The sequence below is a fragment of the Microbispora sp. CA-102843 genome (assembly GCF_050936215.1).
GTDB lineage: Bacteria > Actinomycetota > Actinomycetes > Streptosporangiales > Streptosporangiaceae > Microbispora.
Genome location: NZ_JBNJNF010000001.1, coordinates 6,534,497 through 6,548,055 on the forward strand (window position 1 = coordinate 6,534,497; position 13,559 = coordinate 6,548,055).

Sequence of the window (13,559 nt, forward strand, 5' to 3'; positions counted from 1 at the left end):
GCTCACAACGTGCTCAGCCAGTTGGACAGCAGCACGGCCCCCGCGTCCCCGGACTTCTCCGGGTGGAACTGCGTGGCCATGAGGGGACCGTTCTCGACGGCGGCCACGAACGGCACGCCGTGCTCGGCCCAGGCGACCAACGGCTGGCGGAAGCCGTCGCCGGCCTCCAGCCGCCAGTCGCGCACGCCGTAGGAGTGGACGAAGTAGAAGCGCGTCCCCTCCTCCAGGCCGCGGAACAGCACGCTGCCCTCGGGCACGGTCACGGTGTTCCACCCCATGTGGGGCAGCACGGGCGCGTCGAGCCGCTCGACCGTGCCGGGCCACTCGCCGCAGCCCTCCGTGTGGACGCCGTGCTCGACGCCCTTCTCGAACAGGATCTGCATGCCGACGCAGATCCCGAGCACCGGGCGCCCGCCGGCCAGGCGGCGGGCGACGATCTGGTCGCCGCGCACGCCCTTCAGCCCCTCCATGCACGCGGCGAACGCCCCGACGCCGGGGACGACGAGCCCTTCCGCATCGAGGGCCGCGTCGAAGTCGGCGGTGACGGTGACGTCCGCCCCCGCGCGGGCCAGCGCCCGCTCGGCCGAGCGGAGGTTGCCCGAGCCGTAGTCGAGCACGACCACGCGCTTGCTCACTGCCACCACATCACCCCCGCGGTGATCGCCAGGGCCGCGCCGACGCCGGTGAGCGCCGCCAGCAGCTTGGAACCCTGCCGGATGCCCGAGATGACCCCGCCGATCAGGAAGAGGCCGATGAAGATCATTCCTCCGGACGCGAAGGTCATCAGAGGATGCCCTTGGTGCTGGGCACGCCGGTCGCCCGCGGGTCCCGCTCCGACGCCTCGCGCAGCGCCCGCGCGAGCGCCTTGAACTGCGCCTCCACGATGTGGTGGGCGTTGCGCCCGTACGGCACGTGCACGTGGAGGCAGACCGCCGCCTGCGCGACGAACGACTCCAGGATGTGCCGGGTCATGGTGGTGTCGTAGTCGGGCCCGATCATCGGGGCCATGCCCTCGGGCTCGGTGTGGATGAGGTAGGGCCGGCCGGACAGGTCCACCGTGACCTGCGCGAGCGCCTCGTCCAACGGGCAGGAGGCGTTGCCGAACCGCCGGATGCCCGACTTGTCGCCGAGCGCCTCACGGAACGCCGCGCCGAGCGCGATCGAGGTGTCCTCGATCGTGTGGTGGGCGTCGATGTGCAGGTCGCCCTCGGTCTTCACGGTCAGGTCGAACAGGCCGTGCTTGCCGAGCTGGGCGAGCATGTGGTCGTAGAACCCGACGCCGGTGGACACGTCGACGATCCCGGTGCCGTCGAGGCACACCTCGACCAGCACCGACGTCTCCTTGGTCGTACGCTCGACCCGGCCGCGGCGCTCGTTGAGCTCGGTCATGAGAGGACCCCCTCCAGCGCGGCGCGGAACGCCGCCATCTCTTCCGGCGTGCCGATCGACACGCGCAGCCAGCCCGCGGGACCGGTCTCCCGGATCAGCACCCCGCGATCGAGCAGTCCCTCCCAGACGGACCGCCGATCCGCAAACCTACCGAACAGCACGAAGTTGGCGTCCGAGTCGGCGGCCACCAGGCCACGCCCGCGCAGCCATTCCACGGTGGCGTCCCGCTCGGCGCGCAGCGCGTCGACCGTGCCCAGCAGCTCCTCGCGGTGCGCCAGCGCCACCCGGGCCGCCGCCTGGGTCAGCGTGGACAGGTGGTAGGGCAGGCGGACCAGCAGCATGGCGTCGACCACCGCCGGGTCGGCGGCGAGGTAGCCGAGCCGGGTGCCGGCCATCGCGAACGCCTTGGACATGGTGCGCGTCACGATCAGCCGCGGGTTGCCGGGCAGCAGGGTCAGCGCCGACGGCGTGCCGGTGCGGGCGAACTCGGCGTACGCCTCGTCCACCACGACCATGCCGGGCGCGGCGGCGAGGATCCGCTCGATCACCTCCAGCCTCAGGGCCGTGCCGGTCGGGTTGTTCGGCGAGGTCAGGAACACCACGTCGGGGCGGTGCTCCTCGATCGCGGCCACGGCGGCGTCGGGGTCGATCGCGAAGTCCTCCTCGCGCAGGCCCTCGATCCAGCGGGTGTTCGTGCCGCCCGCGATGATCGGGTGCATCGAGTACGACGGCTCGAACCCGATGGCCGAGCGGCCGGGGCCGCCGAACGCCTGGAGGATCTGCTGGATGATCTCGTTGGAGCCGTTGGCCGCCCACAGCTGGCGGGCCGTCAGCCCGTGGCCGAGGTAGTCGGCGAGGTCCTTGCGCAGCTCGACGGCGTCCCTGTCGGGGTAGCGGTTCAGCGTCGCCGCGCCCTGCCGTACGGCACGGGCGAGGTCGTCGATCAGCGCCGCCGACGGGGGGTAGGGGTTCTCGTTGGTGTTGAGCTGGACCGGCACGTCGAGCTGCGGCGCGCCATAGGGCTGCTTGCCGCGCAGGTCGTCGCGGATCGGCAGGTCGTCGAGGGTCGTCATGCGGGCACTTCCCAGTCGAAGCGGGCGCGGACGGCGGCGCCGTGGGCGGGCAGGTCCTCTGCGTCGGCGAGCGCGCACACATGCGCCGCGGCGCCGGCCAGCGCCTCGCGGCTGTAGTCCACCACGTGGATGCCGCGCAGGAACGTCTGCACCGACAGCCCCGAGGAGTGGCAGGCGCAGCCGCCGGTCGGCAGCACGTGGTTGGAGCCCGCCATGTAGTCGCCGAGCGACACCGGCGCGTACGGCCCGACGAAGATCGCGCCGGCGTTGCGCACGCGGGCGGCGACCGCGCGCGCGTCGGCCGTCTGGATCTCCAGGTGCTCGGCGGCGTAGGCGTCCACGACCTTCAGCCCGTCGTCGATGCCCGAGACGAGCACGATGCCCGACTGGCGGCCGGAGAGCGCCTCGGTGATCCGCTCGCTGTGCCGGGTCGCGGCCACCTGGCCGGGCAGTTCCTTCTCCACCGCGTCGGCCAGCTCCACACTGGTGGTGACCAGCACGGAGGCGGCGATGACGTCGTGCTCGGCCTGGCTGATCAGGTCGGCCGCGACGTGCACGGGGTCGGCGGTCTCGTCGGCGAGGATCGCGATCTCGGTGGGCCCGGCCTCGGAGTCGATGCCGATGCGGCCCTTGAGCAGGCGCTTGGCCGCGGCCACCCAGATGTTGCCGGGACCGGTCACCATCGTGGCCGGGGGGCACTCCTCGGTGCCGTAGGCGAACATCGCGACGGCCTGGGCGCCGCCCACGGCGTACACCTCGTCGACGCCGAGCAGCGCGCAGGCGGCGAGGATGGTGGGGTGCGGGAGCCCGCCGAACTCCTTCTGCGCGGGCGAGGTGACGGCCAGCGATGGCACGCCCGCCTCCTGGGCGGGGACCACGTTCATGACCACGCTGGAGGGGTAGACGGCCCGGCCGCCGGGGACGTACAGCCCCACGCGGTCGACCGGCACCCAGCGCTCGGTGACCGTGCCGCCCGGCACGACCTGCGTGGTGGTGTCGGTGCGCCGCTGGTCGCGGTGGACCAGGCGGGTGCGGCGGATCGACTCCTCCAGCGCCGCGCGCACGGCCGGGTCCAGCTCCTCCAGGGCGCGCGTGAGGGCCTCGGCGGGCACCCGGGCGGACTCCAGCTCGACGCCGTCGAATCTCGCGGTCAGCTCCCGTACGGCTGCCGCGCCGCGATGGCGTACGTCCTCACAGATGGGCCGCACCTTCTCCAGGGCGGCCTCGACGTCGAGTTCGGCGCGGGGCAGCACGTCGCGCAGGTCGGCAGGAAGGGACCCGCGCAGGTCGATACGGGAAATCACCGTCCCAGTCTACGGATGACCAGGGACGGATCCGTGTGTGTCCAGCATTCGGGACGGGCGTTTCACCCGCGCGCGTACCGCTCGGGAGCTGGGAATCCTCTCCGCCGCACGTTTTACCGGCCCGACCCTTGACAGGTTTTCGGGCACTAATCCACACTCTCGGGCAATACCAGTCACATTCGGTCAAAGGCGGATCTCTTGCTTCCGGCACAGCGCCACCAGCGGATCATCGAAGCCCTCGGGCGTAAGGGGACCGTGCGCACCGAGGATCTGGCCGCGCTGCTCGGCGTCTCCCACGAGACCGTCCGGCGCGACCTGGCGATCCTGGAGCGCCGCGCGCTGCTCGTCCGCGTGCACGGCGGGGCGACCTCGGCGCCGTCCGGCACCGGCGAGGAGCTGTCCTACCTGGAACGCTCGACCAGCCAGTCGGAGGCGAAGGCCGTGATCGGCGAGCTCGCGGCGCAGCTCCTGCGGCCGGGCCAGACCGTGATCATCGACGTCGGCACCACGGCCGTCCACGTCGCCAGGGCCGTCCCCCCCTCCTTCCGGGGGGTGATCGCCACCTGCTCGCTGCTGGTGGCGGCCGAGCTCGCGGGCCGTCCGGGCGTCGAGGTGCTGGTGGCGGGAGGGCGCGTCCGGCAGGGCGACCTCGCCGTCTCCAACGCCCACACGCTGGGGTTCTTCCAGGACCTTCGCGCCGACGTGGCGTTCCTCGGCTCGGGCGGGGTGGATGCGGAAACCGGGCTCACCGACTACTTCCTGGACGAGGTCGCGACCAAGCGCGTGATCCTCGCCGACACCGCCCGGACGTACGTGCTCGCCGACAGCTCGAAGCACGGCAGGGTCGCCGCCTACCGGGTGTGCCCCCTGGACGGCCTGTCCGGTCTCATCACCAACGCGGAACCCCCGCAACCACTCGCGTCCGCCCTGGTCAGGGCGGGTGCCGAGGTAATCAACCCGTAGGGTGGCCCGGCGGCGCGGCCACGCCGCCAGGCCCGGACCGTTGCAATCTCCCCAGCTCCAGCCAGGAGACGATCCATGACCCATCCTTCCACGCGCCCGGCATCGCATGATCAGGCCGACGCGGCCATCTCCCACGCCGGGTACGCCCAGCAGTTCTCGCGCACGCTGAAGTCGTTCGAGTCCTTCGCCGTCGCGTTCTCCTTCATCTCGATCACCACGGGCCTGTTCACGACGTACGGCACCGTGCTCAACTCGGGCGGGCCCGCGGGCATCTGGACCTGGCCGATCGTCGGCGCGGGCACGGTCGCGGTCGCCCTCCTGTACGGCGCGCTGGCCAGCCGCATCCCGCTGTCGGGCTACAGCTACCAGTGGGCGAGCAGGCTCGCCTCGCCGGTGCTGGGCTGGTGGTTCGGCTGGGTGTCGTTCGCGTTCCTCGCGATCGTCGCGGTGGCGGTCGACTACGGCCTCGCCCAGGTGGCGCTGTTCCCGCTGTTCGGCTGGGAGTACACGCCCATGGCCGGCGCGCTGACCACGCTCGTCGTGCTGGTCGTCCAGATGGTTTTGATCATCTGGTCCACCCCGATCACCACGAAGATCAACAACCTCGCGGTGAGCGCCGAGGTGATCGCGATGATCGGGCTGACGCTGCTGATCGCCGGATTCGCGATCTTCGGCGGGCACGCCGAGTGGTCCAACCTCACCTCCACCGGCGCCGTCTCCGGCGACGGCTACTTCGGCTGGCTCGGGCCGTTCATGCTGTCGGCCCTGCTCGGCGCGTTCACGCTGGTCGGCTGGGAGTCGGCGGCCAACCTCGCCGAGGAGACGATCAACCCCAAGCGGGTGGTGCCCCGGGCGATGGTCCGTGCGATCCTGCTCAGCGTCGCCCTCGGCATGCTGTTCCTCGTCGTGGTCACCGCCGCCCTCGGGAACGACGTGGCGTCGATCACCGCCTCCTCCGCGCCCGTCGCCCAGGTGGTCGAGAACGTGCTCGGCGCCGGAGTGGCGCGGGCCTTCCTCGTCGTCGTGAGCCTCGCGATCTTCGCCTGCGGCCTGGTCATCATGGTGAGCTGCAGCCGCCTGGTCCACTCGATGGCCCGCGACGGCCGGCTGCCGTTCTCCGGGGCGCTGAGCCGGGTGCCGCGCGCCACCGGCGGCCCGACCTGGGCCACCGTGCTCGCGGCCGGCGCGTCGATCGCCATCGTGCTCGCCTTCTCCGGCAACGCCGACGCCCTGTCGCAGCTCCTCGGGGCCGGCACGCTCATGCCGGCCCTGCTCTACGCAGGCACGGTCGCGCTCTACCTCGGCACCCGCCGGCGGCACCGGCCGCGGCCCGACGACTTCCGCCTCGGGAAGTGGGAGCCGCTGGTCGTCGCGGGCGCGGTGATCTGGCTGGTGATCGAGCTGGCCATCTTCCTCATCCCGTCGGACTTCCGCACCGCGCAGGTGTACGCCCTGGGCTCGCTAGTGCTCGGCGCCGTCGTGTTCGCCGTCGTGTGGGTGCGCGGGCGGGACCGCCTGACCCGCGAGACCGGCGACTCCGCGGAGCTCCTGTGAGCGCGCCGGCCGTACTGGCGATCGACCAGGGCACCTCGGGCACGAAGGCGATCGTGGTGGGCGGCGACGGCGCCGTCCTCGCGCTGGCGGAGGCGCCGGTCCGCCCCGCGTACCTGCCGGGCGGGCGAGTGGAGCAGGATCCGCGGGAACTGCTCGGCTCGGTGCTGGCGGCGGGGCGGGAGGCCGTCGCGGCGGCGGGTGTGCCCGTGGGCGCGGTCACGCTGGCCAACCAGGGCGAGACCGTGCTGGCCTGGGACCCGGCGACCGGCGAACCGCTGACCACCGCGCTGGTGTGGCAGGACCGGCGGGCCGAGGAGGTGTGCGCCGGTCTCTCCGGGCACGCCGAGAGGATCGCCGAGCTGACCGGGCTCGTGCTCGACCCGTACTTCTCCGCGCCCAAGATGGCCTGGATCCGCCGCAACCTCACCCGCGAGGGAGTGGTGACGACCAGCGACACCTGGCTCGTCCACCACCTGACCGGGGAGTTCGTCACCGACGCCGCGACCGCGAGCAGGTCGGCGCTGCTCGACCTCGACGCGGTCGAGTGGAGCGGGGAGCTGCTCGGCCTGTTCGGCCTGGACGGCGAGCGGCTGCCCGCGATCGTCGCCTGCGACGAGGTCGTCGGGACGACCGGGGCCTTCGGCGGGGAGATCCCGGTCGGCGGCCTGGTCGTCGACCAGCAGGCCGCGCTGCTGGCGGAGGGCTGCCTGTCGGCCGGCGAGGCCAAGTGCACGTACGGCACCGGGGCGTTCCTGCTCGCCAACACCGGCGAGCGGGCCGTGCGCTCGGCCTCCGGCCTGACCACGTCGGTGGCATGGCGGGCCAGGGGGGCCACGCCGTACTGCGTGGACGGGCAGGTCTACACGGCGGCCTCCGCGGTGCGGTGGCTGAGCGAACTCGGCCTCGTCGGCGCCGCGTCCGAGCTGGACGCGCTGGCCGCGCCCGACGCCGAGGGCGCGCTGTTCGTCCCCGGACTGGCCGGGCTGGCCGCGCCCTGGTGGCGGCCGGACGCGACCGGCGCGTTCCTCGGCATGACGCTGTCCACCCGGCCCGGGCACCTGATCCGCGCCGTCCTGGAGGGCATCGCCGCCCAGGTGGCCGATCTGGCCGCGGTCGTCGCGGCCGACCTCGGCCGCCCGCTAGCCCGCCTGCGGGTGGACGGCGGGCTCACCCGGTCGGCCGCTCTCATGCAGGCCCAGGCGGACCTGCTGCAGGCGCCGGTGGACGTCTACCCGTCGCCGCACGCGACCGCCCTCGGCGCCGCCGCGCTGGCCCGCCTCGCCGTGACCCCCTCGCTCACGGTGGCGGACGCCGTGCCCGCGTGGGCCCCGGCGACGACGTACGAGCCGCGCTGGCCGGCGGAGCGGGCGGAGGAGTTCATGGCGCGCTGGCGGCGGGGCGTCCGCGCGGCGATCGAGACGGGGAGGGACACGTGAGCGCACGGGTGACAGGGGTGAGCAGGTCCGGGCCGCTGCCCGACGGGACGGTCGACGTGGCGGTGGTCGGCGGCGGCGTCGTGGGCGCCGCCGTGGCCCGCGAGCTGGCGGGGCGGCAGGTGACAGGGCGCGAATCGGATGGCCGCGCCCTGTCGGTCGCGCTGGTCGAGGCGCGTTCGGACGTCGGCGACGGCACCAGCAAGGCCAACACCGCGATCCTGCACACCGGCTTCGACGCGACGCCGGGCACGCTGGAGTCGCGCCTGGTGCGGCGGGGGTACGAACTGCTCGGCGGGTACGCCGAGCGCGCCGGGATCCCGGTCGAGCGGACCGGCGCGGTGCTGGTCGCGTGGACCGAGGAGGAGCTGGCCGCGCTCCCCGGGCTGGCGGACAAGGCGGTGAAGAACGGCTACCGGGAGAGCGAGATCGTCGGCGCGGACGAGGTCTACCGGCTGATCCCGGCCCTCGGCCCCGGCGCGCTCGGCGGGCTGACCGTGCCCGGAGAGTCGATCATCTGCCCGTGGACCACCACGCTGGCGTTCGCCACCGAGGCGCTGGCGCGGGGCGCCACCGTGCTGCCGAACACGCGGGTCGAGGGCGTCCAGCGCGACGGCGACGAGGAGATTGTGCTGCTGACGAGCAGGGGCCCGCTGCGGGCCCGCTGGGTCGTCAACGCGGCGGGGCTGGGCTCCGACGCCGTCGACGGGCTGTTCGGGCACGAGCGGTTCACGGTCACGCCGCGCCGGGGCGAGCTGCTGGTCTTCGACAAGATGGCCAGGCCGCTGGCGAACCGCATCGTGCTGCCGGTGCCCAGCTCGCGCGGCAAGGGCGTGCTGATCAGCCCGACGATCTACGGCAACGTGATGCTCGGCCCGACCGCGGAGGACCTGCGCGACCGCGCCGACACCTCCACCTCCGAGGAGGGGTTCGCGTTCCTGGTGGACAAGGGCCTCGCGCTCATGCCGGCGCTGCTGAAGGAGGAGGTCACCGCCTCCTACGCCGGGCTGCGGGCGGCCACCGAGCACGGCGACTACCAGGTGCACCTCGACGCCGGGCAGCGATACCTCGTGCTCGGCGGCATCCGTTCCACCGGGCTGACCTCGTCCATGGCGCTCGCCGAGCACGCCGCCGGGCTGCTGGCCGAGGCGGGCCTCGTCACCTCCGTACGCGAGGAGCTGCCCGAGCCGCCCCGGATGCCCAACATCGGCGAGGCGTTCCCCCGGCCGTACATGTGCGACGACCTCATCTCCGGGGACCCGGCGTACGGGACCGTGGTCTGCTTCTGCGAGCGGGTCACCGCCGGGGAGATCAGGGACGCCCTGGCCTCCCCGCTCCCCCCGGCCGACATCGACGGCCTGCGCCGCCGCACCCGGGCCATGATGGGCCGCTGCCAGGGCTTCTTCTGCGGAGCCGAGATCGGCCAACGCCTCGCTGCCATGGAGGAGTCGCGATGAACCTCACCACCGACGTCGCCGTCGTGGGCGGCGGCCCCTCCGGGCTGACCGCCGCCGCCGGTCTCGCCTCCGCCGGCCTGCGGGTCGTGGTGCTCGACCGGGAGCGCGAGGCCGGGGGCATCCCCCGGCACAGCGACCACACCGGCTACGGCCTGCGCGACCTGCGCACGGTGATGACCGGCCCGGCGTACGCCCGCCTGCTGGCCAACCGCGCGCTTGAGGCCGGGGCGCAAGTGCGCACCTCGGCCATGGTCACCGGCTGGGCTGGAGAGCACGCCCTCGACGTCACCACCCCGGAGGGCCGCCTGCGGGTGGACGCCCGCGCCGTCGTGCTGGCGACCGGCGCCAGGGAACGTCCCCGTACGGCCAGGATGGTGCCGGGCGACCGCCCGCCGGGTGTGCTGACGACCGGGCAGCTCCAGAACGTGGTGCACCTGCACCACGGCAGGGTCGGCACGCGGGCCGTCATCGTCGGGGCCGAGCTGGTGAGCTGGTCGGCCGTGCTCACGCTGCGCGAGGCGGGCTGCCGCACGGTGCTGATGACCAGCGAGCACGCCCGCGCCGAGTCGTACGCGGCGTTCAGCGTGCCGGGACGCGCCGTGCTGCGCGTGCCGGTCGCCACGGGCACCAGGGTCGTGCGGATCAACGGCCGCGACGCCGTGGAGTCGGTCGAGGTCGAGGACCTGCGCACGGGCGAACGCCGCACGGTGCCCTGCGACACGGTGGTGTTCACGGGCGACTGGGTTCCCGACCACGAGCTGGCCCGGGCGGCCGGACTGGCGATGGACCCGGGCAGCAGGAGCCCGGTCGTGGACAACACCCTGGCCACCAGCCGCCCCGGCGTGTTCGCCGTCGGCAACCTGGTCCACCCCGTGGACACCGCCGACGTGGCCGCCCTCGACGGCCGCCACGTGGTGCGGCACGTCCTGGCACACCTGTCCGGGCCTTCCGGCAATACGGGCTCGGGCGCGGACGGGAGCGCCGCGGGGATTGCGCTGCGCGCCGAGGCGCCGTTCCGATGGGTCTCCCCCGGCCTGGTCAGGCCCGGCGCGGGCGCGCCGCCACGCCGCCGGATCCTGCTGTGGCCGGACGAGCACCGCGCCGTCGCCAGGGTGGTGGTGACGCAGGACGGCCGCGAGATCGCCCGCCGCACCCTGCCGTGGCCGGTCTCCCCCGGCCGCGTGTTCCGGGTGCCGTCGTCCCTGCTGTCCGGCGCGGACCCGCGCGGCGGTCCGATCACCATTTCCCTGGGCTGACCACCGCCGCCCGCGGCCGGGGGCGGCGCGGCGATCGGGGGCGCGACCAGCGGGAGCGTCCTGGCCAGCACGAGGGCGAATCCGAGCTGGAACGTCGCCTCGCCGTGGATGAGGAGCCCCTCGGTCTGGAGCACGTACACCGCGGCGAGGACGCCACCGCCGAGCTGGACCAGGAGGAACGCGACGCCGGCGACGTCACCGTGGGCCCACGCGACGAGCCGCCCGGCCAGCAGGAGCTGGAGCACGAACAGGGCCGCGCCCAACCCCCGATGCGCCCAGTCGACCACCCCGCCCAGTGTGTACGGCGTCAGCACGATCCCGGCCAGCAGCACGACGAACGAGTCGGCCATCCGCCGCAGGCGGGCCGGGGACGGCGTGCGGGCCGCCGCGTCGCGCAGCGCCCGGTGAGTGAACAGCGCGGCCCCGGCGAGACCCGCCGCGTACGGCAGCACGGTCTGCCAGTGGACGCCGTAGTAGCTCATGCCGTGGTTGACCGCCAGGCCCTCCGGCCGCAGGGTGACGCACACCCCCAGTCCGCCGAACAGGCATGCCTGTCCCTTCGCGACGTCACCCGCGACCACACCTACCGTCTCCATCGCTGCCCTTCCGCGCCCGGCCACTCCCATCGACAAAGGCCACGTAAAGAGATTGTCCCCTTTAGATCGTTTTGCCATACGCCGGGTGGGCATGAGGAATGGTTTACGCGCAGCCGGGCGGGACAATGAGCGCATGGAGATCTGGATCAACCCGGCCTGTTCGAAGTGCCGGTCGGCCCTGTCGCTGCTCGACGCCGAGGGCGCCGGATACACGGTCCGGCACTACCTGGAGGACCCGCCGAGCGCGGAGGAGCTCGCCGAGGTGCTGCGCCGCCTCGGGCTGGAGCCCTGGGACGTCGCCCGGCTCGGCGAGCCCGTCGCGGCCGAGCTGGACATGGAGTCGTGGCCGCGCGACCGGGCGTCCCGTGAGCGGTGGATCGAGGCCATGGCCGCCCACCCGATCCTGATCCAGCGGCCGATCATCACCGCCGACGACGGCACCGCCGTGGTGGCCCGCTCCCCCGAGGCCGTGCGCTCCGTCCTGCCCTGACGGGTCGTCCGCAGCGGGCGGATCGGGGAGGAGCGTCCGCACTAGGCTTGCCGTCGTGAGCAAGACCAAGAGCAAGGGCGGCCAGAGCACTCCGGCGACGGTCGCCCTCACGCAGGCGAAGGCGGAGTTCACCCTTCACCCCTATGACCACGACCCGAACGCCCAGGCGTACGGTGAGGAGGCGGCCGACGCGCTCGGCCTGCCGTACGAGCGGATCTTCAAGACGCTGGTGGCGGAGACGGAGGCGGGCCTGGCGGTCGCGGTCGTGCCAGTGGCGGGCAAGCTCGACCTCAAGGCGTTCGCGGCGGCGCTGAAGGGCAAGCGGGCGGCGATGGCCGACGCGGCCAAGGTGGAGCGGGTCACCGGCTACGTGGTCGGCGGCATCAGCCCACTCGGGCAGCGCAAGCGGCTGCCGACCGTGGTGGACGAGTCCGCGCTCGGCTTCGAGACGATCTACTTCTCCGCCGGGCGGCGCGGCCTGCAGATCGAGACCGCGCCGGGCAACCTCGTCCGGCTCGCCCAGGCCGTGACCGCCCCCATCGCCAAGGTCTGAACCTGTCGAGTGTTGCCATCGCCCGTACGGCTCACAGGTCATAGAACTGGCCGGGAACCGCACCGAACGGGGGAAATGTGAACGAACTGGTCGACCTCACCGCGACGGAGATGGCCGCGCTGCTGCGGGCGCGCGAGGTGAGCGCGGTCGAGCTGACCGAGGCGTGCCTGCGGCGCGTCGAGGAGGCGAACCCGCGGGTCAACGCCGTCGTGACGCTGACCGCCGAGCGGGCGCTCGACCAGGCCGCACGCGCCGACGAGGACCTGCGGCGCGGCCTGGTGCGCGGCCCGCTGCACGGCATCCCGGTCGCGCACAAGGACCTCGCCGACACCGCGGGCGTGCGGACCACGTACGGCTCGCGGGCGTTCGCGGACCACGTCCCCACCGAGGACGACCCGCTCGTGCGGCGCATCCGCGAGGCGGGCGGGATCGCGCTGGGCAAGACGAACACCCCGGAGTTCGGCACCGGCTCGCACACGGTCAACGAGGTGTTCGGGGCGACCCGCAACCCCTACGACCTGTCGAAGAGCGCGGGCGGCAGCAGCGGCGGCGCGGCGGCGGCGCTGGCGTGCCGGATGGTGCCGCTCGCCGACGGCTCCGACATGGGCGGGTCGCTGCGCAACCCCGCGTCGTTCTGCAACGTGGCGGGCCTGCGGCCCACCCCGGGGCGGGTGCCGGCGAAGTCGGCGACGGCGGCCTGGTTCACGCTCAGCGTGCCAGGACCGATGGCCCGCACGGCCGGCGACCTGGCGCTGTTCATGTCGGCCGTCGCCGGGTTCGACCCGGTCTCGCCGTTCTCGATCCGCGAGGACGGCACGGCGTTCGCGGCGCCTCTCGACATGGACCTCGCCGCGGTCCGCGTCGCCTTCAGTCCCGACCTCGGCGGTCTCCCGGTCGACCCGCACACGGCCGCCGCGACGGCGCGGGCCGCCGAGACGCTGGCCGCGCTGGGAGTCAAGGTCGAGCAGGTGGACCTGGACCTGTCCGACGCCGAGGAGGCGTTCCGCGTCTACCGGTCGTGGTACTACGCGCTGAACTTCGGCGACCTCCCTGAGGCGGGTCCCAACGTGGCCTGGAACGTGGAGCAGGGGCGGAAGGTCACCGGGGCCGACCTCGCCCGGGCCGAGCGGCTGCGCACCGGGCTGTTCCACCGCATGCGGGAGTTCTTCGGCCGATACGACTTCCTGGTGGCGCCCGTCAGCCAGGTGCCGCCGTTCCCGGTCGAGCAGCCGTACGTCACGGAGGTGGCCGGGGTGGAGATGCCCGACTACCTGGCGTGGATGCGGTCGTGTTACTGGATCAGCGTGCTGCACGCACCCGCGATGTCGGTGCCGTGCGGTTTCACGCCCGACGGTCTCCCGGTCGGCCTGCAGATCGTGGGCAGGCCGTGGGCCGACATGGACGTCCTGCGCCTCGGGCACGCCTTCGAGCGGGCCACCGGCCTCTGGCGGACCGAGCCCCGGCTCTGCTGAGAGCACTTCCGCCGGAACC

14 protein-coding genes are annotated in these 13,559 nt (G+C 73.5%); 9 read left to right on the forward strand and 5 right to left on the reverse strand.

Annotation, left to right across the window (positions count from 1 at the left end; all coding sequences use genetic code 11):
• Positions 1 to 2: 2 nt before the first annotated feature.
• The 5 genes from hisH to hisD are packed head-to-tail and all read right to left on the reverse strand — an operon-like array spanning position 3 to position 3,766.
• Positions 3 to 635 (reverse strand): imidazole glycerol phosphate synthase subunit HisH, encoded by a 633-nt coding sequence (gene hisH, locus ACQEVJ_RS30320; protein ID WP_433106905.1) that lies wholly within the window; start codon positions 633 to 635, stop codon positions 3 to 5.
• Positions 632 to 784, reverse strand: coding sequence for a hypothetical protein (locus ACQEVJ_RS30325; protein WP_433106907.1), 153 nt, complete (start codon positions 782 to 784; stop codon positions 632 to 634). Before ACQEVJ_RS30325 ends, hisH begins: the two co-directional genes overlap by 4 nt.
• Positions 784 to 1,389: an imidazoleglycerol-phosphate dehydratase HisB gene (gene hisB, locus ACQEVJ_RS30330; RefSeq protein WP_433106909.1), complete on the reverse strand. Its 606-nt coding sequence runs from the start codon at positions 1,387 to 1,389 to the stop codon at positions 784 to 786. The genes ACQEVJ_RS30325 and hisB overlap by 1 nt, the downstream gene beginning before the upstream one ends.
• On the reverse strand, positions 1,386 to 2,462 hold the full coding sequence (locus ACQEVJ_RS30335) for a histidinol-phosphate transaminase (RefSeq protein ID WP_433106911.1): 1,077 nt from the start codon (positions 2,460 to 2,462) through the stop codon (positions 1,386 to 1,388). The genes hisB and ACQEVJ_RS30335 overlap by 4 nt, the downstream gene beginning before the upstream one ends.
• Entirely contained in the window at positions 2,459 to 3,766 is a 1,308-nt protein-coding gene (hisD, locus tag ACQEVJ_RS30340; protein ID WP_433106913.1) for a histidinol dehydrogenase, read from the reverse strand. Before hisD ends, ACQEVJ_RS30335 begins: the two co-directional genes overlap by 4 nt.
• 198 nt (positions 3,767 to 3,964) lie before the next feature.
• Between hisD and ACQEVJ_RS30345 the strand changes: the two genes are divergently transcribed.
• The 9 genes from ACQEVJ_RS30345 (at position 3,965) to ACQEVJ_RS30385 (ending at position 13,540) form a co-directional block, all read left to right on the forward strand.
• Positions 3,965 to 4,729: a DeoR/GlpR family DNA-binding transcription regulator gene (locus ACQEVJ_RS30345; protein WP_433106915.1), complete on the forward strand. Its 765-nt coding sequence runs from the start codon at positions 3,965 to 3,967 to the stop codon at positions 4,727 to 4,729.
• 75 nt (positions 4,730 to 4,804) lie between these two features.
• Complete coding sequence (locus ACQEVJ_RS30350; RefSeq protein WP_433106917.1) at positions 4,805 to 6,283, forward strand: amino acid permease; 1,479 nt, start codon at positions 4,805 to 4,807, stop codon at positions 6,281 to 6,283.
• Positions 6,280 to 7,719 carry an FGGY family carbohydrate kinase gene (locus ACQEVJ_RS30355; RefSeq protein ID WP_433106919.1) on the forward strand — a complete coding sequence of 480 codons (1,440 nt, stop codon included), beginning with the start codon at positions 6,280 to 6,282 and terminating at the stop codon, positions 7,717 to 7,719. The genes ACQEVJ_RS30350 and ACQEVJ_RS30355 overlap by 4 nt, the downstream gene beginning before the upstream one ends.
• Positions 7,716 to 9,173 (forward strand): NAD(P)/FAD-dependent oxidoreductase, encoded by a 1,458-nt coding sequence (locus ACQEVJ_RS30360; RefSeq protein WP_433106921.1) that lies wholly within the window; start codon positions 7,716 to 7,718, stop codon positions 9,171 to 9,173. The genes ACQEVJ_RS30355 and ACQEVJ_RS30360 overlap by 4 nt, the downstream gene beginning before the upstream one ends.
• Positions 9,170 to 10,429, forward strand: a complete 1,260-nt coding sequence (locus tag ACQEVJ_RS30365; RefSeq protein WP_433106923.1) for an NAD(P)/FAD-dependent oxidoreductase — start codon at positions 9,170 to 9,172, stop codon at positions 10,427 to 10,429. The genes ACQEVJ_RS30360 and ACQEVJ_RS30365 overlap by 4 nt, the downstream gene beginning before the upstream one ends.
• Positions 10,430 to 10,537: 108 nt before the next feature.
• Positions 10,538 to 10,837 carry a hypothetical protein gene (locus tag ACQEVJ_RS30370; protein WP_433106925.1) on the forward strand — a complete coding sequence of 100 codons (300 nt, stop codon included), beginning with the start codon at positions 10,538 to 10,540 and terminating at the stop codon, positions 10,835 to 10,837.
• A 321-nt stretch (positions 10,838 to 11,158) separates the two neighbouring features.
• Positions 11,159 to 11,515: an arsenate reductase family protein gene (locus ACQEVJ_RS30375; RefSeq protein WP_433106927.1), complete on the forward strand. Its 357-nt coding sequence runs from the start codon at positions 11,159 to 11,161 to the stop codon at positions 11,513 to 11,515.
• 55 nt (positions 11,516 to 11,570) lie between these two features.
• Positions 11,571 to 12,068, forward strand: coding sequence for a Cys-tRNA(Pro) deacylase (ybaK, locus tag ACQEVJ_RS30380; RefSeq protein ID WP_433106929.1), 498 nt, complete (start codon positions 11,571 to 11,573; stop codon positions 12,066 to 12,068).
• Positions 12,069 to 12,145: 77 nt separating this feature from the next.
• Positions 12,146 to 13,540: an amidase gene (locus tag ACQEVJ_RS30385; protein ID WP_433106931.1), complete on the forward strand. Its 1,395-nt coding sequence runs from the start codon at positions 12,146 to 12,148 to the stop codon at positions 13,538 to 13,540.
• Positions 13,541 to 13,559: the final 19 nt, after the last annotated feature.